This window comes from Thalassoroseus sp. (assembly GCF_984380535.1).
The window spans coordinates 236,267-263,140 of the sequence record NZ_CFHRBF010000008.1; the positions used below are offsets into that span (position 1 = coordinate 236,267).

Consider the following 26,874-nt stretch of genomic DNA (forward strand, 5'->3'; position numbering starts at 1 on the left):
TTTGATTGGGGTGCCACGACTCAGTGAGTCGTGTGTTCCGGGTCCATTGCTTAGCACGGCTCACAGAGCCGTACCACACGTTGATCCATACAATCTCATTGCTTCGGGACTTCGATGCTTTCCAACAGACGACTAATGACGTTCTCGACAGACACGCCTTCGGCCTCCGCTCGGTAACCGACGAGCACACGATGTCGAAGTGTGGCATGGGCGAGTGCGCGAATGTCTTCGATTGCAACATGCGTCCGACCGGCGAACAACGCCCGCGCTTTGGCTCCCAGAACCAGATATTGAGCCGCTCGCAAACCGGCCCCCCAACTCACCCAGTTGTTGATGTAATCCGGCGTGTGCGGACGACCGGGCCGGGTCGCGTCGACCAAACGCACCGCATACCGCACCAAATCCTCAGCGACTGGCACCCGGCGGACGATGTCCTGAAATCGCAGGATGTCCTCGCCCGTGTAGAGTGGTTCGATCGGTTCCGGCTTGCGAGACGTGGTCTGCGTGACGACCGCAACTTCGTCGTCTTCGGGCAAATAATCGATCTGGACGTTGAACATGAAGCGGTCCAACTGAGCTTCCGGCAACGGGTAGGTGCCTTCCATCTCGATCGGGTTTTGGGTGGCGAGCACGAAGAACGGTTCTTCGAGGGGATACCGTACACCGGCTGCTGTCACTTGATGTTCTTGCATCGCCTCCAAGAGGGCCGCCTGCGTTTTCGGCGGCGTGCGGTTAATTTCGTCGGCGAGAATCACGTTGGCGAATATCGGGCCTTTGACAAACTGCAAGCGACGACGTCCATCTTCGGCTTCTTCGAGAATTTCGGTGCCGGTGATGTCGGCGGGCATCAGGTCAGGGGTGAACTGAATTCGCTGAAATTTGAGATGGAAGATTTGCGCGACCGACCGCACCAACAACGTTTTCGCGAGCCCCGGTGCCCCGGTGATGAGACAGTGCCCGCCTGCAAACAAGCTGAGCAACAGTTGCTCGGTGACTTCGCGTTGGCCAATGATGACCTTCGAGAGTTCCGCTTCGATCCGGTCTCGGCTGCCCCGAATTTGTTCGACGGCTGCTTGTTCATCTTCGTAGGATTCGCCAGCGTTCACGTTTGATTCCTTGTCTCCAGTAGGGTGCGTGAAGCTATGCGAAACGCACCACCAAGGTTGGTCATCGGATCCAGCGATGGGGTTCAAAACGCAAACCCACGTATAACATGAAACCCCGCAGACAGACGATTGGGTTCGCAAGACCCAACCTTTTTTCCGTTCAGTGCGTCATTGCGTAAGTCACGATGTTGATTCCCAACGGGTACGCCCACTTTTCGGAGTACTCATGGAAATAACCGGAATCGACCCCTTCGCGTTCCCAGCCGTCACCGAGATCGGTGTTGTGACAGATGATCGCCATCATCCGGCCATCGTCGTCAAACACGCCACGGTAATGGGCTTCCGTCGCGTCCCAGCGTTCGGTGCGACGACCACTGAGGTAGTGATTGATGCTGGGAATCTGCGGTTTCTCGGTGAGGTCGTAAACGCAATGAAAGATTTCATGTTCCAAAGGCAACTCTTGCGGCTCACGATCGGGGAAGACGCGTTTGAGGTTTTGATAAAACGTGTCCCACTCGTATTCGCCCCAGAAGTCGTCGACCATCAGGAATCCGCCGTTCAGCAGATACCGTCGTAGCCCTTGAACTTCCGCTTCGGTCAGCGACATCTCGCCAGGTTCGATGATGTAGATGAAGGGGTAATCGAACAGTTCCGGGTCATCCAACCGTACGATCTTGCCATTCGGATCGACCTTGAGCGACGTGAGTTGTTGCAGGCGAAACGAGAAATTCAGATCGCTGTCGGGCCAATCGGTTTCCCATTTTCCCCGCCAGCCACGATTCCCGTAAGACGTGTACTGAATACGGGCGAACGTAAAAACATCCTGCTTGAACTCGGCGTCTTTCTCCCATGTGGGCACGCCGTTGCGGTTAATGTCTTCCGGGGCGATCTGCGAAGGATCGACGCGACGGTCCCAACTCCGCCGACCGCGGCCGTACTGTGCCCAGGCGATTCCGCCGATCACCACGAGAACCAGCAGACAGATCAATATCGAATTACGGACGCGTTTCATGGACGGCCCTCGGTGATGGGTTTCCGTTCCTCGGCGATCGCGGGCGGAGGAACGGCGGTCTCTAACGGTGTGGATGGTGTCTCGACAATGGCGAGCAGCAAGCGTTGGGCATCGCGATAACGCGGCGCTTCCTCCAAGGCTTGCAGAATGTGTCGACGGGCGGATTCTTTATGCCCCGTGCGGTGCAGTAGTTTTGCGGTTCGATACGAAAGAGCCGCCGGGTCGAACGGTTCCATCTCCGCGAGTGCGAACAATCCGGCCAACGCACGGTCATCGTCGCCAGCGTGTTCGCCAGCATCCGCCAAATAGCGATGTGGTGCAGCCACCAGCGGATTCACCGCCAAGACACGCTCGGCATTCGACAGCACCGCGGGCCAATCGTTGCGTTCACTCGCCAACTCCGCCAACCGCAATGAGACTTCCCAAGCGTTGTCTTGAAGTTCAACAATCCGCTCCAAAGTCTCGCGTTCGGCCGCCGTGTTTTCCTGCTCCCGATACACACGCACCAACATCGCAAGCGCGGCTTCGGAACCTGTGCGTTCGGGGAACAACTTGGAAAGCCTTGTGAGGATTTCCGCAGCAGTGTCCCATTGTTTCGCGGCTATCAGTTGCGTTGCGTACTGCTGGAGTGCGGTGACGTTCTGGGGATGTTCGTTCACGAACGCGGCTAGCATTTCCAAGTTGGCGGCGCGGGGTAACTCGGGGTCACTGAAGTCAGCATCCGGTGCCCAGTTTCTCGCACGATCGCGAGCATACTCGCTGAAATCTTCGTCGAGAGCCGCCAAGGAACCCGTTGTGCGTTCCAAACACTCGTTGATCGACAACCCGCGTCCCAAGTCGACAAGAATCTCTTTGAGTGCATCTAGACCGTGTTGTTCGATGATGTACTCCACCACCAACGACGACTCGTAATACGCGAATTGCAAGTGAATCGGCGTTTCCGGACTCAGAAATGCGGCACTCAACTGACTGACTGGTGTCAGGTCTTCGCCGAGAATCATTTCGCGGTATTGTCGATTCATCGACTCGCCCCATGCGGGGTCGGCTTGGCGTTCCTCGTAAACGGAAATGCCTTCACTGAGCCATCGTGGCATGCGGTTGTTCGTTTTTGTCAGCGTGACGACGTGACAGAATTCATGCCATAACACCGATTGCCAATTTGCCGGCGTCGCACCTTGCGAAGCGGGGCTGTTCATTGTGATGACCGACCCAAAACATACGCCCAGAAACCCCGCACCGCCGGGCAAACCGAACGTGCGAATCGCGAAGTCTTGCTGTTTCGGATAAATGTCGACAAACACCGTCTCCGGCAATTCAACATCGTATTTCGCCACCAACTCGGCCTTGGCTCGGCGAAGCGTGTCCAACACTCGCGGGCCATAAATCCGGGATTCGCGAGCATCCATGCGGACGAGAAACCCATCGGACTTCAGAATCGCAAACTCATCGAGATGGTCGTGCAAGATCGAAAGGTTGTGAGCAACGACGTTGTAACCATCTCGCTCGAAGACTTCGCTGGCGAGTTTCCAACCTTCGTCTTCCTGGCCGAGTCGTAACAAATCTTGCGACAACTGCATTTTGGCGGGTAGGTAATACGGGTCGAACTCCAACGACTGTCGTTGATGTTTCGCCCCTTCCGCGAATCGATACTTCTGCGAGAGTTTTTTGCCGATGAGGTGATCAACTTCGGGATTCTTCGGCCATGTAGAAAGTGCCTGCTCGCGTGCGGCTTTCTCCTCGTTCGGTTCGTTCTCCAAGTGAGCGAGCACCGCCCGGTATGCCCATAACTTGGGATGCCGGGGATTGACGGCTTCAATTTCTGCGAGTGTCTTGTGAGCCAACTCGTAGCGTTCGGCGTCGACTTGGTCATCGACAAGCGAGAGCAAACTCGGCACATGTTTCGGGTTCCGCTCCAACGCCTGTTTGAGCGCGGCTTGGGATTTTTCGGAATCACTGGGAGCATACGCCTGCGACAGTCCAAAGGCGATTCGCGGGTCGTCTTCGTCGAGCTTCTTGGCTTTCTCGAATTCCGTGGCGGCCAAACCGTAATCGTGTTTGGCAAGAGCCAACTCACCGCTGACGATGTAAGCCATCGGCAAGTTCGGCTGATCTTTTTTGATCTGATCGTAAATGCTCTGCAGCACTTCTTTGGCATCGGCGCCTTGTTCTAACAGGAACTCCGCGAGCACCAACCGGTCCGCGACATTTCGGTAACGCCACGACGCTTGTTGGACTTTCTCGATTAACTCGACGACCATCCGATCGGCGTCCGCGGGTTTCGCGTTGAAGCGGTAAACCTCCCGCCCCAACCACCGCAACCGAATACTGTGCGGATACCGTTCGAGAGCCGCCGTCAACGACTCCAACGCCTGGCCGTATTCACCGATTGCGAGCTGCGCTTCGATGCGGAGGGTTCGCCAACTCTCCGAGAAGTCCCGATCTTCGATCGCTTCCCCCGTCAGTGCGATGCATTCCGCGTACTGCCCGGTGTCGAAAAACTCCTGGGCTTGCGACAAGTCCGCCGCGTTCGCCGAGGGGGAAACAAAAAACGACCCCAGAAGGGTCGCGAGCAGAAGACTGGCGGGAAAGACGGTCAGCGGTCCGGCTTCGGTACGAGCGGATAACGGATTCAGCCGCCAACGCAATCGGGTCAGAAGTTCCAAAGGCACGGTCTCCGTTCCGGATCAAAGAACGTCATCACAGCACCAACTCACAAACTTTATCCTACGAACCGGAACCGAGAAGGCAATAGCCAGACATCAGCGAAGCCAAAAACGCGGCCGGACCATTACAACGCCGAAACGGCGATCAGGTCCATTTCTTCGCCAATTGATTGTAGGCGTCGGTGATATCAAACCAGTATTCCGAACCATCGGTGCATTCGATGAGATCGAAATGCGATTCGTCTTGTGAGTTGAAACTTTGCAGCTTGAGTTGTTTGCCCATGTGGTGAATCAAATCATGTTCGTCCGAAGTGCGAGTCACAATGAACGGGGCGTCCCGCGTCCCCTCGCCAGATGTACGAATGCCGGTGAGACAAGCATCCTCGATCACCAATTCCAACTGAGCCGCTTCATCATTGCCAAGTTTGTGATGCAAGAAGCCAAGCATGTTGTGGGCACGTGGACTTAGCATCAAATTCGGCATCGTCTTGCGGAGCGCGTCTTGCGCTTCCTCGAGTTGTCCTTGCTCGTAGAGTTCTCCGGCGGTTTGGAATTCGTCGGAATAAGGGTCGTACTCGTCACACTGAATGATGTAGTCACGGATGGCGAAATAGGACTCACGATCGGGCGTTTTCACAAACTGAAAGAACTGTTCACGCATTGCATAGCCTTTCGTCTCGAGTTGAGATGTTCGCGGTCGCAACCCACGTTTCTATGGAACTCCAAAGCGAGTCGGTTCGCGAGTTCTGAAATGTTTGTCACTGAGTCATTCTTTCGCCCATGCTTCGTGCATTGCTTTCAGCTTCGTCACCATATCCGGATTCTCGGCGGCAAGGTTCTTCATTTCGGTTTTGTCTTGTTTGAGGTTGGCGAGAAAGAGTTTGTCGTCTTTGCCAAGTGGGGCTTTGTTGGAGGTGTCACGCGGGTTGGCGATGAGTTTCCAATCGTGATGACGGACAGCCCAACTGTTGCCGATGGTCCAATGCAAAATCTCGTGCGGCGTGTTTGCATCGGCGGACTTGATCACCGACATCAGACTTTGGCCATCGATATTGTTCGGTGATTGAACTTTACAAAGTTCCGCAACGGTCGGGAGCCAATCGCAACTGTGGGCAAGTTGATCACGGACTTCACCCTCCGGCAGATGTCCCGGCCACGCAATGATCGCCGGCACACGGATGCCACCTTCGAACAGACTAAACTTCGCCCCACGATATGGACCCGCGTAACCGCCACCGTTGTGAGCGCGGACTTCGGTCGAGTACCCATGATCCGACTGAAACACGATGATGGTCTTGTCCTTCAAACCCTGTTCATCGACATGGTCCATCAATCGGCCAATACGAGCATCCAACGTCGAGACAAACGCGTTGTACAAGTTTCGGGGGTAGGGGACATCTTTGTAAGTCTCCAGCCATTCGGGTTCGCCTTGGTAGGGATAATGCGGCGTGTTCATGGCGAAGTACATAAAGAACGGCTTCTCGCGGTGTTCGCTGATGAACTGCGATGCCTCCTCAACCATCATGTCGGGAAAGAATTTGCCGGGTTCGCGGATCCGTTCGTTGTTTCGCCACAGGTCATGACGGTTCGGCCCGTTCCAGTAAAAGAAGTGCGTGTAGTTGTCGATGCAACCGCCCATGTGCCCGAATGAGTAGTCAAATCCCTGGTCGAGCGGTCGCTCTCCGTTGCCCACATTCAAGTGCCACTTGCCGATGTGAGCCGTCGCATACCCCGCGGCGTGGAACATTTCCGCCATCGTGGTTTGTATCGCCCAGGTGCTCTCGGGAGACTTGGTGCTTGCGAGATGTTTCAGCCCTTCGACTGGTGGAGCTCCCGCGTTTCCTGGCATCCCGGCGAGAATCGGGTATCGCCCCGTGAGCAAACCGGCTCGACTCGGCGAACACACCGGAGCGGCCGAATAGAACTGCGTAAATCGCACGCCACGTTTCGCGAGACGATCGATACTCGGCGTTTGCAGATCCGTCGCACCGTAACAACCGGCATCGAGCGTGCCTTGGTCGTCGGTGAGAATAACAACCACATTCGGACGATCCGCAGCGTCTGTATGCGTATCCCGATCACCAATCGCCGCGACCGCAACAAGACAGCTGAAAACACGCACTAACAACCAGATTCGAGCGACTTTCATGACTCTCACAATTTTGAAAACGAAGAATTCGAACGAGAGGTTCCGCTCGCATTCTGAGCCGCCATTTCGAGAGAGTCAAACCTACACCAACTGGCCGACGTTTGGTTTGCCACAACCGGCGGGATATCATCAGCCGGTTCGGTGGATCAGCAGCGTCTTCACCGCCGACACTCCTTTCCACGTTGGCCTTAAGGAATCCTGCAATGAGTCTTACAGTCGGCGGACACAAATTTCAGCTTGAACATCAGGGCGAAGAAGATGATCTGGGCTACCGAATCTATTGGCGGAGCCAGATTGCCGCTGCACCCCTCACGACTTGGGGGCGGGGAGAAGATCAGTTGGGAGAACAACCGTTGCCGGTGAGTTTTGTTGGAAACTCCGAAGCCCCACCTTCACCCGCTCAACGGGCGGCTTTCGAGTGGTTGGCCTCTCATCTCGAAGAAGCGACGACACGAATCCAAGCCGCGTGCGAGAACTCGTGGAGGGAGTGCTACTTCTGGGAAGGCAACGAAATGGAGGATGATGAGGAGTACTTCATCGAAGACATTCGGATTCCCCCCGGCGAAACAGGCGAAGGAGTCAATACCCCCCGTGACCCCGCGTTGCCCGCTTTGATCGTCGTCGACCTGCAACAGGACTGGGAAATCGAACACGGTTTTTATGTGGTACTCGATCCGGCCGACGCGCAGGGCGATCGCTGGACCACCTGGGATGGCATGACCGAAATCGGCCTCTGCTGCGACGACGACGCATTTACGTAAGACAAACGGAAGTCCTCATGACAGCCAAGAGCAGGTCGGTCACGCGCCTTCCAACACGTGCTGGACAGCGGCACGGACCAATTGATTCGCGTTGGGCAGGTGGAGCTTCTCTTTGATTTTCTCGCGATAGCTTTCCACCGTTTTCGGACTCAGTTCCAGATCGCTGGCAACCTCCTTGGTGGTCAACCCTCTGCCAATCAGTTCGAAGACAGCTAGTTCTCGATCGGTCAGACTGTCCATCGGAGATTGGTATTCCTCCGTTTGTCCGGAGATCAGCCGATTGAGAATTCGCTCGGTCATTTTCGGACTCAGGAAAATTTTCCCGTCCAAGACCCGTCGCACCGCTTCCACCAAACGTTCGCCAGTTTCGCCTTTGTTGAGATAGCCAGACGCCCCCGCATGCAACGCCCGCTCGGCGTACAGTTCATCATCGTGCGCGGACACCACAAGCGACTTCACCGGGGTTCGCGAATTCGTGTCGGGTTGCTCGTTCCAAGCACGAATCTGCTTGCAAACCTCCAAACCGTGACCGTTGCGAAGGGCAATGTCGACAATGACCAGATTCGGGCCCAACTGTGCGATCTTCTGTGTCGCCTCGGTCTCGGTCGCTGCTTCACCGCAGATTTCCAGTCCGGCTTCGCTGCCAAGAATCTGGCCATAGCCTCGCCGCACGATCTCGTGATCATCAACGATAAAAATTTTGGCAGGTGGTGATTCTGGAAATTCGGAACGCGTGGTCATTCGGGGAAACTCGGTTGTCTATCGACGAGTAAAAAGCGAGTGGCAAAACGAATCTTCAAGACGACAGACCGACCTGACTCGCCAACCCGCTCAATGTGTTCATTGATCGATCCGCCATTCGACATAATAGTCCTTATGACAAATGTCGTCTATGACCATCATGTTCACGCAGGCTGGCGAACAACCAGAATGCCAGCGCACACGTCTGGGTTTCGTCGATTGCAAGTCATACGGACGCCCACGAATTTCGAAAATTGCCGAGAAAAATCCCGGTCGTAGTCTCGACTGTTAGCTGGATTCCAATTGTCTGTCGGTCCGCATCAACTGATCCAGCAACAACGCATCGGCATGCCCAGACGGACCATTCTTAGAATCTCTGCATGTCGACTCTCGAACGACCCGATACAACAGATCAGGACCTGTCTGCGTTGTCGTTCATGTCAATATCAGTTCTGATAAATGACGGGTCCGCCCCTTTCAGACGACCATCTCATAACCTCAACAGCCCCAACGACATCCAACACGCCATCGATTTTTCGATCGAAAAATCGCTACGGACAGGATTGTTTTGCGTGAGGAACTCACTATCATCGCTCGACACGCTGTACGTTTTCGCTAATGTTGCATTCAGACGAAACTAGATGAACACACTGTCAGCCTGACGGTACCGATCAGGTGCTCGACAAACCGCAGAGGGCCAACTTCGATGAGCGAATACCGAATCGAACAAGATTCGATGGGCCAAGTAAAAGTTCCTGCGGAGGCGTACTACGGTGCCCAAACACAGCGGGCCGTGCAAAACTTTCCGATCTCAGGTCAACCGCTGCCGCCAGACCTGATTCAAGCCATGGGCCTGGTCAAATTCGCCTGTGGGATCGCCAACCGCGACCTCGGGAAGTTGACCGGCACTGGTAAAAACCCGCTCTCTGATGAGCAAGTCTCCGCAATGCTAGACGCTGCTCGTGAGGTTTCGGTCGGCAAATGGAACGATCAGTTCCCAATCGACGTGTATCAAACGGGTTCTGGCACGTCGAGCAACATGAATTGCAACGAGGTCATTTCGAACCGAGCGATCGAACTGCTCGGCGAAGACCGGTTCCAGCCGACAAAAAGCGTGCATCCGAACGATCACGTGAACATGGGCCAAAGCACCAACGACACGTTCCCGACTGCTATCCATGTCGCAGTCGGAAGCACCATCAGCAAGCGATTGCTGCCGGCTTTGAAAGCATTGCACGAGGAGTTGAGTGCAAAAGCCGCCGCTTGGGACCGCATCATCAAGATCGGCCGCACACACCTCGCAGACGCCACCCCACTGCGATTAGGCCAAGAATTTGGCGGTTTCGCTCGGCAAATTGAGTTATCGATCGGGCGAGCGGAACGGGCCTGCCAGGCAGTTCTGGAACTGCCTGTCGGTGGAACTGCTGTTGGATCAGGTATTAACACTCATCCGGAATTCGGTCGCCGAGTCGCAAGAGTCCTTGCGGACGAGACCGGAATTGCTTTCGTCGAAGCCGATAACCACTTCGAAGCCAACGCTCAACGCGACGGACTCGTCGAATGTCACGGCCAACTCAAAGCGGTGGCGGTGACGCTCTTCAACTTGGCTAACAACATCCGCTGGTTGGGTTCTGGTCCGCGTTGTGGGTTTTACGAAGTCAAAATCCCTGACTTGCAACCAGGCAGCTCGATTATGCCGGGGAAAGTGAACCCCGTCATGTGCGAAAGCCTCATGCAAGTAACCGCCCGAGTCATGGGGCACGACGAAGCCATCACCGTGGCCGGTGCCGCCGGTGGCAACTTCCAACTGAACATCATGATGCCGATGATGGGACAAACCGTCCTCGAGAGTGTGACGATCCTCTCCGGTGCGGTGCAAGCATTCCGAGATTTCTGTATCGAGAGCCTGGAACCAAACGAAGAAGCGTGCGAGGCTGCGGTCGAAAAAAGCTTGTCGATGGTCACAAGCCTAAACCCGCACATTGGCTACGAAAAGGCAGCTGCACTCGCCAAAGAAGCCTTCAAAAGCGGAAAAACAATTCGAGAGTTATGCCAAGAACAGGAAATTCTTCCCGAAGAAGTTCTTGCAGATGCTCTCGACCCATTCAAAATGACTGTACCGCGAAGCTGACAACGGCCCCGAGCCCTGTTAGCATGCCCAGATGGTATCAATCCGTCTAGTCACTATCGATCCACCTTGTGAATTGATGTAGCAGTTCTGCCTGCATCAGTCCGCAATTCATAGCTGACGTTCTCCCTTGATCCTTTGCCGATTCCGGCGGGAGTCATGTCGAAATGCGTACGATCTTTGCCTGGATGTTCACGTCCCTCAAACCGATCACCCTCATTACGCTTTGGCTGGGTTTGATCGGCGTCGTGATCGTTGCCACCACCCCAGCAGTCGACGAAGCCGTCGGCGACGAACCGTCAAGCTGGGCGATCGCGATGGGCAGCAAACACGACGAAGTTCGAGAGGAAGCCGTCAAACGATTCTTGGCAGCCGGCCCCAAACTGTGCCCACTCCTTGAGACCACCGCCCTGAACGGCAACGAACGCCAGATCGACTCCGTTCTCAAAGTGCTGCAAGAATTCTACCGATCGCCACGCCCTGAATATCACGTGGTCGCAGAAGAAGCGCTGTACCGACTCCAAGATTCATCGATTCCCGATGTCACCCTACCGACGATCGCCTCCTGGTCATCCAATCGAAAGCTACGGGTGAATCGGTGCGCTGCCCGATTCGAAGAACTTGGCGGTTCGGTGCGGATCGATGAATCCCAATGGAATGGACCAACCAGTGATTTCCGTCGAGCCACCACTGCGATCCTCGACGAAAACTGGTCAGGCGGCGATGAGGGCTTGGAACATATTCGCCGAATGCCGGGACTTCAGGTAATCGAAATCACTCGTGATGCGAACGTCTCCAAAGCAGCGCTTGCGGAACTTCAAGAGCACTGCCCAGGCGTGACGATCATCCACCGCGGGGCAGCGAGCATGGGCGTCGAGGGCGTCGAACAATCGCAAGGCTTCTTGGTCGTCTCGGTTACGCCAGGTGGAGGAGCAGAAAAAGCAGGGCTCAAACCACGCGACTTCATCCTGATCGTGGGCGACGTTTCTGCTAGCAGTTTCCAAGATGTCGCGAACCACATCGCCGAACACGCCCCTGGCGATGTCGTCCCAATGACGATCCGACGCGGACACGCAATCTTGGAACTTGATGTGACGTTGGGTTCACGAGATTGACGCTTGAAACCCGTTGTTGCCGAAAAACGCAACTTCAATCTTTCGTGCGTACTTCCAGAAACAAATCACTGCGTTGATCGTATGGCCGAGTGCGGATGTACCACCTTCGCCAGCGATCACGCAATTGTTCCTTCCACCTTTTGAGTGCCTGGTCTCGCTCGGCCTGCGTTGCATTGGCCGCAAGATTCGCCCAAGGCGAATTCGGAATATTCTGCCCTCGAGGCAATCGGCTCAGGGTCCGTAGGGCCGCCTGTGCTTCAACGAGGATATCGAGATCCTCACTATCCAAAGCCTCAATCAGCATTCGCGCGAGCCCCATATCGGCGGTTTGTCCGATCGCCCAGATCGCGGTACGACGCACCTCCGGTCGAGGATCGTCAGCAAGTTTGATCAATGTTTCCGTTTGCCCGATCAGCGATTCTTTGTCGCCGATCTTGATTTGATCCACCACGGCCGCCTGTGCAGACGCCACATTCGCGGAATCCAGTTTCTCCAATTCCGCCAACAACTCGTCCAATGGACCGACGACTTTCTGCTGCTTGACTTTACCGTCTTCGAGTTCCGTCCGCCCGAGATCATCCGGCAGACCACGCCCACCCACGAGCAACCCCGAACCCACACTTTGTGGCGTGACCACCTTCCGTCCCAGCAACTTGGATGTTGCCCGGGTCAGAAACAATAGTCCGAACCCAGTCGTGGCGGGGTCGTCGGATTGACCACTCCAACCACCATCCGGTCGCTGCAATCGTAACAACGTGTTCGTTCCGTCATCGTACCAGTTCCGACCAGCAATCGTTTCGCGGTCCGCGAATGCCGCCATGCGTTCGAGACCATAGATGTAATACATCGGCCAGTCGGGAGCCTTCGGCGAGAGATAGGCCCGATCCACCCACCTCAATGCCCCTTCGATGGCTGCATCGATTCGGGCCAACGGAGTCCGTACGACACCCACCGGTTCTGCGTTCACTTCCTTATCGGAAGCCGCTTTATCAATTTCGACTTTCTCCAAGAATCCAAACTTTTTGGAATCTTCTTCCTCCTTCTTCTTCTCCTTACCTGCCGGCGTTCCGGCCCTGCCTGAACCGATTTCACCCGCATTCGGGTACAACTGCATGCGACAAATGACCAGACTGCTGATGCCGTTGACCGTCAATGCGAGTGTGCCGGCTGAATTATTGCCGCCCGGATTTGGATGATATGCAAAACTGCCATCACGACACTGCGTGACAATATGCCAGTTTGCAGCACGATCCCAAACGTGGAGAGGGATTTCACTTCCGGCCCGTTTAGCGGCCCATAAGCCGAGCAGTGCATACTGGGTTTGGCTGGTGTCTCCGTTTCCGGGAGTATTATTGTAATGCCAAGCCCCGTTCGGCAGTTGCGTCGAGAGCAAGTGTCGAGCAATCGCCTCAATTTGCGTGCTGTAACGCTCTTTGTCGACGGCCTCCAAGAACATGAGGTCCACACCCGCCGTGTAATTGTGAGACGTATTCCGTGGTTCATATCGCGTGCCGCGAACCGCGGAGGTCACCTTCCGGGCAACTTGCGTGATGGCCTGATGATTGGTATCGGCTCCCGCTTTGAGCGCAGCATACGCACCGATACTGTCTTGCCCGGCCGTACCGGACGCCACTTTTCCCAGAATAAATTGCAGGCCCCGATCGACCGCTTGCTGAACCTGCGGACTAAGATCCGCACTGGTCGCAAACTCTCCCCCGAGCATCACGCTCGACACCAAAACCATAATTACAAGGCGAGACCGGATCATCGATTCAGATACCTCGTGCAATGCCCGCAGATGTGTTGCTGGCCAATTGTAGCGGATTCCGCTCCAAACTGGCGCATGGTTACGTGAAAATTCTCATTCCTGAAAAATGCCGCGTAACCGAATTGAGAAAAGAACGGGCTCGTTCAGTGATTTTATGAGGAATCGGAAGCCGGCTTCAGCGAATTTCGTGAAAGTCTGGGCTTTGCCACTCCCGAACGTGGCAAACCGGAGTGGAATGAATATACTCCCCAGTGTCCTCCGAAGTTCGGCCGGACGTTTTCATTCCCCGCGTTGTTGGTAAGCCTCACGGAGAAGGCGAATGCCGCAAGTTTTTCATCCGAGTTTCAACACGATTTCCCGGGTGAGCATCTTCGGTTCGGCGTTTATTGTCGCAGCGATTTTTTACGTGCTTTACGCGTTTTATCGCTCGCCATATTCGACCGAAGAAGACGTAATTCAAACCCAGCCCGTGCCATTCAGCCATGCGCATCACGTTGGCGATATTGGAATCGACTGCCGCTACTGTCATACCAGTGTGGAAGATTCCTCGTTCGCGAACGTGCCTCCAACGGCCACATGTATGAACTGCCACTCGCAGTTGTACCGTGATGAGCCGATGTTCGCGGCTGTTGTCGAAAGCTTCCGCAGCGCGGGAACCACTGAAGAGAAACCTCTTCGCTGGACCCGGGTCCACGACGTTCCCGACTATGCTTACTTCAACCACAGCATCCACTTGAAAAAGGGAATCGGCTGTGTGAGTTGTCACGGGGAAGTCGACAAAATGCCCCTGATGTGGCGGGAAAATACACTGCATATGGAGTGGTGTTTGGACTGCCATCGGAACCCAGAGAAGAACATCCGCCCGCGAGAGTTTTTGTTTTCGCTCCTCTCGCGTGAGGAACTTTCGAGTAGCGACGAGTTCCAAGAGTATCTCAAACGCGACTTCCCCGACATCGCTCAAGATGATGATCGAGCCGGCGACATGGCGGCAATCGCGAATGATTTGGTGGAAGCGTACGGAATTCAAAAAGAGCACCCGAAAACCCATTGCTCGGCTTGTCATCGGTGAGTCATGCCACGGAAAAACGGATTCGAAAATCAATCAGCCGGCGAACGGTTGCGAGTCGCGCGTGGCCGCGAGTACTGGCGAACGCTCGACGAACTAGCCGACACGCCGGAGTTCCAAGACGCACTCCGGCATGAGTTCCCGGCTTCCGCCGACACCTGGACCGACGACGCTTCCCGTCGTGAGTTCCTCAAGGTGATGGGTGCGTCGCTGGCGTTGGCTGGTTTGAGTGGCTGTAATGCCTCGCAGCCGCACGAAGAAATCGTGCCCTACGTCAAGCAGCCGGAAGAAATTGTTCCCGGTTTGCCGATGTACTTCGCAACCGCCATGCCGTTGGCCGGGTTCGGTACAGGGCTGTTGGTCGAAAGTCATATGGGACGCCCGACGAAAGTCGAAGGCAACCCATCACATCCGGCCGTTCCAATCGGTCATGGACGCAAAAACGACGACGTTCGTGCCGGTGCGACCGATGTGTTCGCACAGGCGTCGATCTTGCAGCTTTACGATCCCGATCGTGGCCAAACCGTCTTCGATCGCGGCAAAATCGCCACTTGGGAGCGGTTTCTCTCGGCGTTGCGAATCGAAAAACTCGCCCGGGAAGCGAACAACGGTCAAGGTCTTCGGATTCTCACAGGCAACGTCACGTCGCCCTCGACCCGCGATCAAATCAGCCGATTGCTTGAGAAGTATCCGAACGCAAAATGGCATCAATACGAGCCGATCTGCAATGACCACTCGCGTGCGGGTGCGATGGTAGCGTTTGCTCAAGATGTGCAACCGGTCTACCATTTTGACCGAGCGGACGTTGTGCTCTCACTCGATGCCGACTTCATGCAAGCTGGTGCAGCCCACTTGAAGTCCGCTCGTGATTTCATGAGTCGTCGCAACGTCCTCATGGCTGAAGGCGATGCCAAACCGACGATGAATCGGCTTTACGCCATCGAATGTACGCCGAACTTGACGGCGTCGAAGGCGGACCATCGCTTGTCGGTCGAGCCCGAACGGTTGGGTCAGATCGCGATGGCGATTGCATCCCGCGTGGGTGTAAACGTCGAGGAACCAAGTTTCGAAGTCGACGAAAAGCTGGAAACGTGGATCGAAGCCCTCGTCGAAGATCTGAAGGAGTATCGCACTTCCGAAGACGGTGCCAGCTTGGTTGTGGCCGGTGAATCCCAACCACCCGCCGTCCATGCTTTGGCTCACGCGATCAACTCGCAACTGGGCAACATCGGCAAAACGGTGGAGTACATCGAGCCATTGATCGGTTCTGATGCCGGTCACCTGGAATCGCTCAAAGCCTTGGTCCAAGCGATGCGGACGGATGAAGTCGAGACCCTCTTGATTCTCGGCGGCAATCCAGTTTACTCCGCACCGGCCGATCTCGAATTTGCGGACGCATTGAACAAGGTTCCGTTCCGAGCACACCTCGGACTCCACAATGACGAGACCTCGCGGTTGTGTCACTGGCACGTCCCGATGGCCCACTTCCTTGAAACCTGGGGCGATGTGCGAGCGTTCGACGGTACCGTCTCGCTCATGCAACCGTTGATTGCTCCGCTGTACGATGGCCACAACGCGAGTGAGATCCTGGCGTTTCTGTTGGGCGAGGAATCTGCGACGGCTTATAACATCGTGCAAGATTACTGGTCCAAACAGTACGAAGGCGACAACTTCGATACGTTCTGGCAAGAGTCACTCCACAACGGAGTGGTGGCGGCCGATCAGACAGCGGTCAAGAAGCCTGAGTCCGTCGATGTCACCCTGAAAGTCGGTTTTGCGAGTGATGAAGAGTTCAAGTTGCCGGAATCAACAGGCGACTTTACGGTCCTCTTCCGTCCTGATCCCCATATTGGTGATGGTGAATTTGCAAACAACGGCTGGTTGCAGGAACTTCCAAAGCCGTTCACAAAACTGACGTGGGACAACGCTGCCCTCATCAGCCCGGAAACAGCCGAGAAACTCGGCGTGCGGGACGGTGAGATGGTCACGCTCACGTCCGGTAAACGAACACTCGATGCTGCCGTGCTCAAGTTGCCCGGTCAGCCGAACGGTGTGGTGACCCTCCACCTCGGTTATGGTCGCACACAAGCTGGCCGAGTCGGAGACGATGCCGGCTTCGATGCGAACAAACTCCGCACGACACAAAACCCATGGATGCTTTCGGGCGTCAAAATCACGCCGACTGGCGAGAAGTATTTGCTCGCTCATACGCAGCACCACTTCTCGATGGAAAATCGCCATCTGATCCGCTCCGGTTCGTTGGAGCAATTGCATGAATCGCCGGAAGACCCGGAGTTCATGCACGTCGGGCATGGGGCACCGCATGAGTCGATGTACCCTGAGATCGAGTACAACGACTACAAGTGGGGCATGGTGATCAACCAGTCCGCGTGCATCGGCTGCAATGCCTGCACGATCGCTTGTCAATCGGAAAATAACATTCCGGTGGTCGGCAAGAAAGAAGTGGCCCGCGGACGGGAGATGCACTGGATTCGCGTCGATGGCTATTACAGTGGTGATGCCAACGCTCCCGACACGATGGAACATCAACCCGTCGCCTGTCAGCACTGCGAACACGCCCCCTGTGAGATCGTGTGCCCGGTTCACGCAACCACACACAGCCCGGATGGCGTCAATGAGATGACGTACAACCGCTGTGTGGGAACGCGGTACTGCTCGAACAACTGCCCGTACAAAGTCCGGCGGTTTAACTTCTTGGAGTACACCGAACCCGTCAAAGAAACGCCGGTGCTGCAGTTACTCCAGAACCCCGATGTGACCGTGCGGTCTCGCGGTGTGATGGAGAAGTGCAACTACTGCATCCAACGGATTCAACACGGCAAGATCGAATCGCAGAAAGAAGACCGCCGCATCGAAGATGGGGAAGTCGTAACGGCCTGCCAATCGGTTTGCCCGACTGAAGCCATCGTGTTCGGCGATTTGAACGACGAAGACAGCCTGATCAACAAAGCTTATGCGAGCCCGTTGACTTACGGCTTGCTCGAAGAATTGAACACGCGACCGCGAACCCGTTACGGTGCGGTCGTTAGAAACTTGCATCCAAAGTTAGCCGCTTTGGAACCGAGCGAGGAACACGCTCACCACTAGAGATGTCGATGTCAGGTGTGTCGAGACGCACCTTGGAAACGATCTGGAATTTCGGTGCGTCTAGACGCACCCTACGCCCAAGTCATGTTGAACGGCAATCCCAACGGCCACCGAGTTACGATATGAGTAGTCATTCGCCCGACTCGTCGTCACACGACGCCCAGCATCAACCCGCTAATCGAATGATTGGCCCGGGTCATAGCTTGGGATCCGTGACGGACAAGATCACCAGCTTGACGCTCCGACAGGGTGTCGGCTGGAAGTGGCTTCTCGGTTTTACCATCAGCTTTGCACTGGTGATGTTGTTAATGCTCTCAGTTGCGATGCTGTTTAAGTACGGCGTCGGAATTTGGGGGATCAACATTCCGGTCGGCTGGGGTTTTGCGATCGTCAACTTCGTGTGGTGGGTCGGAATTGGCCACGCGGGTACGTTGATTTCCGCCGTCTTGTTGCTGCTGCGACAGCAATGGCGAACCAGTATCAACCGTTTCGCCGAAGCCATGACGCTGTTCGCTGTCGCGTGTGCAGGGATGTATCCGCTGTTGCACATGGGTCGGCCGCAGTTCTTCTATTGGATTTTCCCGTATCCGAACACAATGGATATCTATCCGCAGTTCCGCAGCCCGTTGGTGTGGGATGCGTTCGCGTTGACGGCCTATGGAACCGTTTCCGCGTTGTTCTGGTACGTCGGTTTGATTCCGGATATGGCGACACTCCGCGACCGGGCCAAGACTCGGTTCTCGCAGATCACCTACGGGTTTCTGTCAATGGGCTGGCGAGGTTCGGCCCGACACTGGAAACGCTATGAAACCGCATATTTGCTGCTCGCCGGTTTAGCGACGCCGTTGGTGGTCTCGGTGCACACGATCGTGAGTTTCGACTTCGCGGTGGGGATCATCCCCGGTTGGCACGCGACGGTCTTCCCGCCGTACTTCGTCGCCGGTGCGATTTACTCCGGCTTCGCGATGGTGTTGACACTTTGTATTCCGCTGCGAGCGGCTTACGGCTTGAAAGATTTCATCACCGACCGCCACCTCGACAATATGGCGAAAGTCATGCTGGCATCCGGGTTGGTTGTCGCTTATGGCTATGGCATGGAAATGTTCATGGCGTACTACAGCGGTCATGATGTCGAAGCTTACATGCTCGAGAATCGTCTTGGCGGACCGTACGCATTCTTCTTCTGGTCCTTGCTGGGCTGTAACATCGCAATTCCACAATTGCTGTGGTTCCCGGCAGTGCGGCGGAACACGCTGATGCTGTTCGTGATTGCGATTATCATCAACATCGGCATGTGGTTGGAACGGTTCATCATCGTGGTGACCAGTTTGCACCGCGACTTCTTGCCTTCATCCTGGGATATGTATTACCCGACCTTCTGGGATTGGGCGTTGTATATCGGCACGATTGGTTTCTTCTTCGCGTGTCTGTTTGTCTTCGTGCGACTGCTGCCTGCAATTTCGATCTTCGAAATGCGTGAATTGTTGGAGACGGAAGAAGGGGGTAACGGACATGGCCACTAAATGGGACGCCGTCACCTACGGACTGATGGCAGAATTCAACGAGCCGGAAGAACTCATCGTCGCCACCCGTAAGGCGCGAGAACAAGGCTATCGCTGGTTTGAATCGTACTCCCCGTTCCCGGTTCACGGTTTGTCGGAAGCCATGGGTTTCCGTCATACGAAACTGCCGTTGATCGTCCTGACGGCCGGTTTGCTCGGCGGACTGGGCGGGTTCGGTTTGCAGTATTACCTCACGGTGATTGAGTATCCGTTGAACGTCGGCGGTCGACCGTTGTTTAGTTGGCCGTCGTTCATTCCGATTACCTTCGAACTCACCGTTCTTAGTGCCGCGTTTGGGGCGGTGCTGGGAATGTTAGGACTCAACGGTCTCCCACGACCACACCACCCGGTGTTCAACATTCCCGAGTTCGCCAGCGCGAGTCGAGACAAGTTCTTCTTGTGTCTCCAATCTCGTGATGAAAAATTCCAAATGCAGTCGTCGCGTGAGTTCCTCGAGAGCTTGCAACCGGCGGCAATTTACGAAGTTCCGCAATAGACGTTTTGAATGCCTAGCGACGTTAGTCACCTGGCGACCGGAAAGATGTGCTTTCGGTTTTCGATTCAGAATTGAAGACACAATGGATTCCAGAATCATCCTATTCGTTTTCGGACTGTTCGCCCTGGCGGTGATGGTCGGTTGCGATCAAAACATGATCGACCAACCACGGTACGAACCGTTGGAAACGAGCAACTTCTTCCCAGACGGGCAATCGGCGCGACCGATTGTTTCCGGCACAGTTGCTCGTGGCAACCTGCGGACCGACGAAGAGTTTTTCACCGGCCGGGCTGATGGAAAACCTGTTCGCGGTTTGCCGGAACGAGTCCTCGAAGGCAAGACACTCAAAGATGTGCTGACTCGCGGTCAGCAGCGATACGAGATTTTCTGCATGCCCTGTCATGGGATTTCCGGCAATGGCGACGGAATGGTCGTCAAACGCGGTTTTCCAAGACCGCCGTCATTTGTGCATGGCGATGACGGTGCCCGATTACGCGGCGTGGGTGAAGGTCATATTTTCGGCGTGATCACCAACGGTATCGGCCGAATGTATCCTTATGCTTCGCAGATTCCACCGGAAGATCGCTGGGCCATCGCCAGTTATATTCGTGCTTTGCAACTCAGCCAACATGCTGCTGTGGATGCGTTGCCGAACGACTTGAAGAGCAAATTGCAATCCTCGCCCGAGAGCAATAACTAGCATTTCCAGGGCCATAACCAAAGCCTTGATAAGGCATGAGGCTGATGTCGACAACAGCTGAACATACACAACACCCTCCGTTGATCGAGCAAATCAACACGATCCGCAAACGCGCGTTGATCGCCGGCGTCGTAGCGATTGCGGTCTGTGCCATTGCGTTGTTCACCGACCCGCGATCGTTCTTCACATCGTATCTGGTCGGTTACACGTACTGGTGGCAATTCGCTGTCGGTGGGTTGGGTTTGGTGCTGTTGCATCAACTGGTCGGCGGTAATTGGGGCGTGCCCGTGCGACCGATTCTGTCGGCGGCCACCTCCACCATGTTGCCGTTGGCAGTTTTGGCGGTCCCGATTTATCTCGGTGTTGATTACATTTTCCCTTGGACCAATCCCGAGTATATCCATAGCAACCACCTGCTCGAACAGAAGACGTTCTTCCTGAATAAACCGTTCTTCGTGATGCGAGCGCCAATTTACTTTGGCATCTGGTTGTTCCTTGGTTTCACACTTAACACCGCGACCAAACGACAAATGCGGGCCACCGGATTACCGAACGCCGAGGGCCTGAAATTCATCAGTGGCATCGGTTTGCTGGCATTGTTTCTCTCGGCGACATTTGCGTCGTTCGACTGGATCATGAGTCTCGACCCATTGTGGTACTCCACAATTTACGGGGCATTGGTGATCGTCGGTGGTGGCGTCTCGATGTTCGCCTTATGTGCCGCAGTCGCAGCCCTGTTACCGTTCCAGCTCAAAGGCGAGAACAACACGATTTACTCTGCCGCCCGAGGCACACTCGGCGACTTGGGAACCCTGCTGCTCGCGTTCATCATGCTTTGGACGTACTTTGCGTTCTCGCAATACCTCATCATCTGGAATGGTGACCTGCCGGAAGAAATTTCCTGGTATATGATTCGACGGGAACACGGTTGGGCGATTGTTTCGTTCGTGATCGGACTGTTCCATTTTGTCGTGCCGTTCTTCTGCCTGATGTCTCGCGAATTCAAGGAAACTCCGAAACTGCTCGGGGGTCTTGCACTAGGCATTCTGGTGATGCGACTCGTCGACGTCTTCTGGAATATCGTGCCGAGCTTGGAACGAACCGGCTTTCAAATTGCGTGGACCGACCCATTCGCGGTCGTTGGAATCGGCGGGTTATGGACGGCCGCGTTTCTCTGGAAGCTGCCGAGTTTTCTCAACGATGACACCCTAAAAGCTCCCCGTGGCCTATTCGACCTCGCGGCTATCAACGAGGAGGAGCATGCACATGACTGATTCCAAGTCACCCCAGTTTGATCCCGCGCAAGACGAAATCGGTCACGAACCGCTGGCTGTCAGCATCCGCGGTGTGGTCATTGCGATGGTCAGCCTCGCAGCATTGTTGGTATTCACATTGGTGCTCGCCAACTTGCTCATTCAAACAACCACGCCGGAATCGACAGTTTCCGATTCCGTTACACCGTCATGGAACGCCGACCGATTGCCTCCCGCTCCACGAGTGACGCCAAAGCAAGCCCGAGAGTTTCGCGAGATGCTAGCTCAGCAAAAAGCTCAACTCGGCGAAACAGTGCTACGTGATAGCAAAAACAACATCGCACAGATTCCATTGGACCGTGCGATAGAATTGCTCGAATCAGAGGGCCTCGACGCGTTCGACCGGTTGACCGGAAGCGATAGCAATCCAGGTTCGAACTCTACAGATAAGGAGTCCGAGAACTAATGACTGCTCATCGCTTCAATATGCTTGCGACCGGACTGGTGCTGTTTGGCTTGATGTCGAACATCACATTCGCAGAGTCGTCGATCCTCGACCCTCTGAATGCAGCCCGGCTAGAACAACAACTCGGTTCTCAAGTTCCGTTAGACCTTGAGTTCACGAACTCAGAGGGCAAGCAAGTCCGACTTGCGGACCTCGTGAACAACGAACGCCCGGTCGTCCTGAACCTGGTGTATTTCGAGTGCCCAATGTTATGCAATATGACAATGGACGGGCTTCTGGAAACACTTCGTGCGATTGATTTCAACATCGGTGAGGACTTTGACATTATCACGCTCAGTTTCGATTCCCGTGAAGGGCCGAAACTTGCAGCTGGGAAAAAGCAAAGCGTAATCAAAGCCTACGGCAAACCCGAAGCGGCCGCAAATTGGCACTTCTTGACGGGCACTAAAGAATCGATCCGCACACTGACCGATTCCGTGGGTTTTCAATTCCAGTACGACCCGTTGACGAAACAGTATGCACATTCAGCGGGACTGATTGTGCTCACTAGCGACGGCATCGTCTCCCGGTATCTGCAGGGTGTTCAATACACGGATTTGCGGTTGTCGATTGTCGAAGCGTCGAACGGAAACGTGAGCACTGTCAAAGACAATATCTTATTGCTGTGTTACCAGTATGACCCAGCGAGTGGTAAGTATGGTTTCGCCGTGCTGACTACGATTCGGCTTGCCGGAATCGCAATGGTGGCGGTCTTGGCTGGGTATGTCATTTACCATCTCCGCCGTGAGAAACGAGTTCCCTCCGAACCTGTCGCGACCGAGTGATGTTCAGGTTGATTTGTCGACCGGAATTAACTCAGTTTTGATTGTTCGTTTGTCTAAAGCAGACCGTTATGGAAAGCGAATTTCGACTATATCCCAGACAAGCGTCGTCCTTCGCGGAGAAGTACGACGAGTTAAACTGGTTCATCGTTTCAACGTCGTTATTCTTCGTCGTCTTGATCTGCGCTTTGATCATTTTCTTCGCGATCAAATATCGAAAACGACCGAACGCTCAACAGCCGAAACTCGAAGGCGGCCATTTCATTCTGCTAGAGATTGGCTGGTCGATTGTGCCATTGGTGCTGTCGATGGTGATGTTCGGCTGGGGTGTTGTCCTGTTTTTGGAAATGGAACGCACGCCCGAAGAGCATGAGCAGTTCTATACCGTCGGCAAACAGTGGATGTGGAAGAATCAGCATCCTAACGGTCAGCAAGAAATCAACGACTTGCACATCCCAGTCGGTGAAACGATTGAGATGAAAATGATTTCTGAGGATGTGATCCACAGTTTCTATATTCCTGATTTCCGCATCAAACAGGATGTGCTACCTGGGCGATACACGTATGTTTGGTTTAAGCCCACACGAGTCGGGAAGTATCACCTCTTTTGCACGGAATACTGTGGAACCAGCCATTCAGAAATGATTGGCACCGTGCATGTGATGGAAGCTGCCGACTATGCGAATTGGCTCAACGAACAAACGAGCCCACCGGCTGATGTCGCCGGCAAAGAGGTCTTCGAGAAGTACCACTGTAACAACTGTCACCTCCACAAAGGCGGAGGACAAGGTCCGTCGCTCGTCGGTATCCTCGGGAAAACTCGGATCCTCAATGGCGGTGAACGAGTCGTCGCCGACGAAGAATACATCCGGGAGTCGATCTTCACGCCCAATGAGAAAATTGCTGCCGGGCATCGTGCTGTTATGCCGACGTTTCAAAAGGAGATCTCCGAAGACGAAGTTCTTCAGTTGATTTCCTACTTGGAGTCGCTCGACGAAGACGACAACTCCCAATCATCGGACGAGACTAAACCTGAAGAGTAAATCGATACGATTTGACTCGCAGACTTCACTTTTTGAGTTCAACAGTCATGGCTGCAGCTGCGGTTTCACCAAAACGCAATTACCTGAATGCGAGCTATAATATATGGTCGTGGTTTCTCACCGTTGACCATAAGCGGATCGCAATTCTGTATATGATTTCGATCACGCTGTTCTTCTTTGTCGGAGGGGCTGCGGCAGTCGCGTTGCGGCTGGAGCTGATGGCTCCCGGCCAAGACCTCATGATCTCCGAAACATACAACAAGATGTTCACCATGCATGGCGTGACCATGGTGTTCTTCTTTTTGATTCCCTCCGTCCCGGCGGTGTTAGGCAACTTCCTACTACCACTCATGCTCGGCGCGAAGGATCTTGCGTTTCCAAAACTCAACTTGATGAGTTGGTACGTCTATATGGCGGGCGGAATTTTGACGCTCGTCTCGATTATTATCGGTGGTGTCGATACCGGTTGGACGTTCTATACACCTTACAGTAGTACATTCACGAATAGCTATGTGATGGTCATGGCTGTCGGGGTGTTTATTGTCGGGTTCTCATCGATTCTGACTGGTCTCAATTTCCTAGTCACGATTCACACAATGCGTGCGCCCGGACTGACTTGGTTCCGGTTGCCGTTGTTTGTGTGGTCGATGTATGCGACTAGCATCATCATTATGCTGGGGACGCCCGTCGTCTCTGTGACGATTTTATTAGTCGCGTTGGAAAAGGCCTTTGGGTTTCCGATTTTCGACCCGAACAACGGTGGTGACCCACTTCTGTTCCAACACCTGTTTTGGTTCTACTCGCACCCGGCTGTCTACATCATGATTCTGCCAGGGATGGGTGTGGTTAGCGAATTGATCACCTGTTTTTCTCGCAAGCGAATCTTCGGTTACTCGTTTATCGCCTTTTCGAGTTTGGCGATTGCGGTACTCGGGTTTCTTGTGTGGGGCCACCATATGTTCGTGAGTGGCCAGAGCATCTATGTCGGGATTATTTTCTCGTTCCTCACGATGCTAGTCGCGGTGCCATCGGCGATTAAAGTTTTCAACTGGACTGCAACGCTCTACAAAGGTTCGATCACCTGGGACACACCGATGTTGTATGCCCTAGGCTTCATCGGGTTGTTCACAATTGGCGGACTCACAGGTTTGTTCCTGGGCAATATCGCCTTGGATGTCCACCTGCACGACACATATTTCGTCGTTGCTCACTTCCACTACATTATGGTGGGTGGGATGGTGATGGCGTATCTTGGTGGTGTCCACTTTTGGTGGCCGAAGATGACCGGTCGCATGTACCCCGAATGGTGGGCCCGTGTGTCGGCGGTCATTATTTTCGTCGGTTTCAACCTGACGTTCTTCCCACAGTTTCTGCTGGGATACCTTGGAATGCCGAGGCGGTACCACATTTACCCGGAAGAGTTTCAAATCCTCAATGTGATGTCGTCCGCCGGTGCTTCGATCCTGGGGATTGGGTATCTCATCCCGCTGATTTATCTTCTGTGGTCGTTGCGATATGGCCCGAAAGCACCTAGCAACCCATGGAAGGCGACCGGACTGGAGTGGATCACCCCGTCCCCGCCAACCACGTTCAACTTCGATCAAACGCCGATCGTGACACGCGGCCCCTATGAGTACGACGTCATGGACGAAGAACTCCGGAAAGCCGAACGCGGCGAACTTGTTAACCCCGCCAAGCTGAACCAGGGATACATCCCTGAAACAAAAGCAGAGGAGTCAGCCAGTGACCACTGAGACTGTCTCGACTGACCATCACGGACACGACCCACACGTTGCACACCACTTTGACGACGCCGAACAGCAGTTCGAAGCGGCCAACCTCGGGATGTGGGCGTTCCTGACTACCGAAGTCATGTTCTTTGGCGGGTTCTTTGCAGCCTATGCCATTTACCGCTCGACGTACCCTTTGGCTTTTGTCGAGGGCAGTTTGCACCTCAGCCACGGGATCGGCGGAATCTTAGGCTTCGTCAACACGCTGTTCTTGCTGTGCAGTAGTTTGACGATGGTCCTAGCCGTCCACGCCGCCCAGACGAACAACTCCAAAGGGGCCGGCAAACTGATCGTAACGACGATCATCCTGGGGGCAATCTTCCTGGGCGTGAAGAGTTTCGAGTACTATGAAAAGTTCAAGCATCATCTCGTGCCAGGTATCGCTGGCTTCGAGTTAGATGACTCCGAGCGACTCTTGCTCGAACACGGCGAAGAAGAACTCGAAGCCGCCAAAGGTTCCGGCGACGTCAAATCCATCGAACACGCAGAAGCAATCGTGGCTCGTGGAAAAGCCGTGCAACCGCGACATGTCGAAATCTTTATGGCCTTCTATTTCGGCATGACTGGTTTGCACGCGTTGCACATGATTATTGGTATCCCGATCCTCGGTTTTTACGCGTACAAAGCGTATCACAATGCCTATTCAGCGGAGTACTACACGCCGGTCGAAATGTGCGGGCTCTATTGGCACTTTGTCGACATCGTTTGGGTGTTCCTGTATCCGCTTCTTTATCTCATTCGCTGAACAACGCACTACCATGTCGCATCATGTTGTCGAGAAGAAAACCTATTACGCGGTCTTCGTGGCGTTGATCGTTCTGCTTGTGATCACCTACGGAGCGTCGCTATTGGATGTCGGCGAGTTACTCAACTTGACGATCGCCCTCGTCATTGCCGCCACCAAAGCCATTTTGATTCTGCTGTTCTTCATGCAGGTCAAATACGCCACACCGCTACGTCGATGTTTTGCCGCATCAGGATTCTTGTTCCTGATCTTCCTGTTCACGATCACATTCGCGGACTACATCCAACGCGGACCATGGGATGAAATCCCTGTGCCGAGTGCGTCATCAATGAGTGAAGACGCCCATCAGGAAGCAGCGACGGAACTCGAAGCCGAGTGACG

The 26,874-nt window shown here is 54.5% G+C and carries 21 protein-coding genes and 3 pseudogenes; 17 read left to right on the plus strand and 7 right to left on the minus strand.

All coding sequences use genetic code 11. The features are described 5' to 3' along the window. Positions 1 to 95: 95 nt before the first annotated feature. The 5 genes from AC5DDB_RS12980 to AC5DDB_RS13000 form a co-directional block, all read right to left on the minus strand. Positions 96 to 1,106, minus strand: a complete 1,011-nt coding sequence (locus tag AC5DDB_RS12980) for an AAA family ATPase (protein ID WP_491740153.1) — start codon at positions 1,104 to 1,106, stop codon at positions 96 to 98. Between the two features lie 160 nt (positions 1,107 to 1,266). Next, positions 1,267 to 2,118, minus strand: a complete 852-nt coding sequence (locus AC5DDB_RS12985) for a DUF4159 domain-containing protein (RefSeq protein WP_491740154.1) — start codon at positions 2,116 to 2,118, stop codon at positions 1,267 to 1,269. Further along, positions 2,115 to 4,787, minus strand: a complete 2,673-nt coding sequence (locus AC5DDB_RS12990) for a peptidase MA family metallohydrolase (RefSeq protein ID WP_491740155.1) — start codon at positions 4,785 to 4,787, stop codon at positions 2,115 to 2,117. Before AC5DDB_RS12990 ends, AC5DDB_RS12985 begins: the two co-directional genes overlap by 4 nt. 139 nt (positions 4,788 to 4,926) lie before the next feature. Further along, positions 4,927 to 5,442, minus strand: a complete 516-nt coding sequence (locus tag AC5DDB_RS12995) for a hypothetical protein (protein ID WP_491740156.1) — start codon at positions 5,440 to 5,442, stop codon at positions 4,927 to 4,929. 105 nt (positions 5,443 to 5,547) lie between these two features. Beyond that, the gene (locus AC5DDB_RS13000) at positions 5,548 to 6,930 is read right to left on the minus strand and encodes a sulfatase-like hydrolase/transferase (RefSeq protein ID WP_491740157.1); all 1,383 of its coding nucleotides are present in this window, start codon (positions 6,928 to 6,930) and stop codon (positions 5,548 to 5,550) included. 203 nt (positions 6,931 to 7,133) lie between these two features. On the opposite strand from AC5DDB_RS13000, the gene AC5DDB_RS13005 reads away from it, so the two are divergent. Next, on the plus strand, positions 7,134 to 7,691 hold the full coding sequence (locus tag AC5DDB_RS13005; protein WP_491740158.1) for a hypothetical protein: 558 nt from the start codon (positions 7,134 to 7,136) through the stop codon (positions 7,689 to 7,691). A gap of 39 nt (positions 7,692 to 7,730) precedes the next feature. Here AC5DDB_RS13005 and AC5DDB_RS13010 read toward each other — a convergent pair whose 3' ends face one another. Continuing rightward, on the minus strand, positions 7,731 to 8,432 hold the full coding sequence (locus AC5DDB_RS13010) for a response regulator (protein WP_491740159.1): 702 nt from the start codon (positions 8,430 to 8,432) through the stop codon (positions 7,731 to 7,733). 706 nt (positions 8,433 to 9,138) lie between these two features. Here AC5DDB_RS13010 and AC5DDB_RS13015 point away from each other — a divergent pair. Both AC5DDB_RS13015 and AC5DDB_RS13020 read left to right on the plus strand, forming a co-directional pair. Then, positions 9,139 to 10,563 (plus strand): class II fumarate hydratase, encoded by a 1,425-nt coding sequence (locus AC5DDB_RS13015; RefSeq protein WP_491740160.1) that lies wholly within the window; start codon positions 9,139 to 9,141, stop codon positions 10,561 to 10,563. Positions 10,564 to 10,727: 164 nt separating this feature from the next. After that, positions 10,728 to 11,675: a PDZ domain-containing protein gene (locus AC5DDB_RS13020; RefSeq protein ID WP_491740161.1), complete on the plus strand. Its 948-nt coding sequence runs from the start codon at positions 10,728 to 10,730 to the stop codon at positions 11,673 to 11,675. Between the two features lie 34 nt (positions 11,676 to 11,709). Here the strand turns inward: AC5DDB_RS13020 and AC5DDB_RS13025 are convergent, their stop codons facing one another. Continuing rightward, positions 11,710 to 13,443, minus strand: coding sequence for a HEAT repeat domain-containing protein (locus AC5DDB_RS13025; RefSeq protein WP_491740162.1), 1,734 nt, complete (start codon positions 13,441 to 13,443; stop codon positions 11,710 to 11,712). A 319-nt stretch (positions 13,444 to 13,762) separates the two neighbouring features. Here AC5DDB_RS13025 and AC5DDB_RS13030 point away from each other — a divergent pair, with 319 nt between their 5' ends. The 14 genes and pseudogenes from AC5DDB_RS13030 to AC5DDB_RS13095 all read left to right on the plus strand — a co-directional run bounded on the left by AC5DDB_RS13030 (position 13,763) and on the right by AC5DDB_RS13095 (position 26,872). Then, positions 13,763 to 14,512, plus strand: a complete 750-nt coding sequence (locus AC5DDB_RS13030; RefSeq protein WP_491740163.1) for a cytochrome c3 family protein — start codon at positions 13,763 to 13,765, stop codon at positions 14,510 to 14,512. 3 nt (positions 14,513 to 14,515) lie between these two features. Beyond that, positions 14,516 to 17,617 (plus strand): TAT-variant-translocated molybdopterin oxidoreductase, encoded by a 3,102-nt coding sequence (locus AC5DDB_RS13035; RefSeq protein WP_491740164.1) that lies wholly within the window; start codon positions 14,516 to 14,518, stop codon positions 17,615 to 17,617. Between the two features lie 122 nt (positions 17,618 to 17,739). After that, a complete protein-coding gene (nrfD, locus tag AC5DDB_RS13040; protein WP_491740165.1) occupies positions 17,740 to 19,140 on the plus strand; it encodes an NrfD/PsrC family molybdoenzyme membrane anchor subunit in 1,401 nt (466 codons plus the stop codon). Then, positions 19,130 to 19,675 (plus strand): DUF3341 domain-containing protein, encoded by a 546-nt coding sequence (locus AC5DDB_RS13045; protein WP_491740166.1) that lies wholly within the window; start codon positions 19,130 to 19,132, stop codon positions 19,673 to 19,675. The genes nrfD and AC5DDB_RS13045 overlap by 11 nt, the downstream gene beginning before the upstream one ends. Before the next feature lie 82 nt (positions 19,676 to 19,757). After that, complete coding sequence (locus tag AC5DDB_RS13050; protein ID WP_491740167.1) at positions 19,758 to 20,375, plus strand: c-type cytochrome; 618 nt, start codon at positions 19,758 to 19,760, stop codon at positions 20,373 to 20,375. 44 nt (positions 20,376 to 20,419) lie between these two features. After that, positions 20,420 to 21,649, plus strand: coding sequence for a hypothetical protein (locus AC5DDB_RS13055; protein ID WP_491740168.1), 1,230 nt, complete (start codon positions 20,420 to 20,422; stop codon positions 21,647 to 21,649). Next, on the plus strand, positions 21,642 to 22,094 hold the full coding sequence (locus AC5DDB_RS13060; protein ID WP_491740169.1) for a hypothetical protein: 453 nt from the start codon (positions 21,642 to 21,644) through the stop codon (positions 22,092 to 22,094). The genes AC5DDB_RS13055 and AC5DDB_RS13060 overlap by 8 nt, the downstream gene beginning before the upstream one ends. Continuing rightward, complete coding sequence (locus AC5DDB_RS13065; protein WP_491740170.1) at positions 22,094 to 22,918, plus strand: SCO family protein; 825 nt, start codon at positions 22,094 to 22,096, stop codon at positions 22,916 to 22,918. The genes AC5DDB_RS13060 and AC5DDB_RS13065 overlap by 1 nt, the downstream gene beginning before the upstream one ends. Before the next feature lie 68 nt (positions 22,919 to 22,986). Continuing rightward, entirely contained in the window at positions 22,987 to 23,958 is a 972-nt protein-coding gene (gene coxB, locus AC5DDB_RS13070; RefSeq protein WP_491740171.1) for a cytochrome c oxidase subunit II, read from the plus strand. Between the two features lie 47 nt (positions 23,959 to 24,005). Further along, complete coding sequence (gene ctaD, locus AC5DDB_RS13075) at positions 24,006 to 25,712, plus strand: cytochrome c oxidase subunit I (RefSeq protein WP_491740172.1); 1,707 nt, start codon at positions 24,006 to 24,008, stop codon at positions 25,710 to 25,712. Further along, positions 25,702 to 26,088, plus strand: a pseudogene (locus AC5DDB_RS13080) (cytochrome c oxidase subunit 3); the annotation flags it as partial. The gene ctaD and the pseudogene AC5DDB_RS13080, both read left to right, overlap by 11 nt. Positions 26,089 to 26,219: 131 nt before the next feature. Further along, positions 26,220 to 26,375, plus strand: a pseudogene (locus AC5DDB_RS13085) (TetR/AcrR family transcriptional regulator C-terminal domain-containing protein); the annotation flags it as partial. Next, a pseudogene (locus AC5DDB_RS13090) lies at positions 26,299 to 26,493 on the plus strand (cytochrome c oxidase subunit 3); the annotation flags it as partial. The pseudogenes AC5DDB_RS13085 and AC5DDB_RS13090, both read left to right, overlap by 77 nt. A gap of 13 nt (positions 26,494 to 26,506) precedes the next feature. After that, positions 26,507 to 26,872, plus strand: a complete 366-nt coding sequence (locus AC5DDB_RS13095) for a cytochrome C oxidase subunit IV family protein (protein WP_491740173.1) — start codon at positions 26,507 to 26,509, stop codon at positions 26,870 to 26,872. Positions 26,873 to 26,874: the final 2 nt, after the last annotated feature.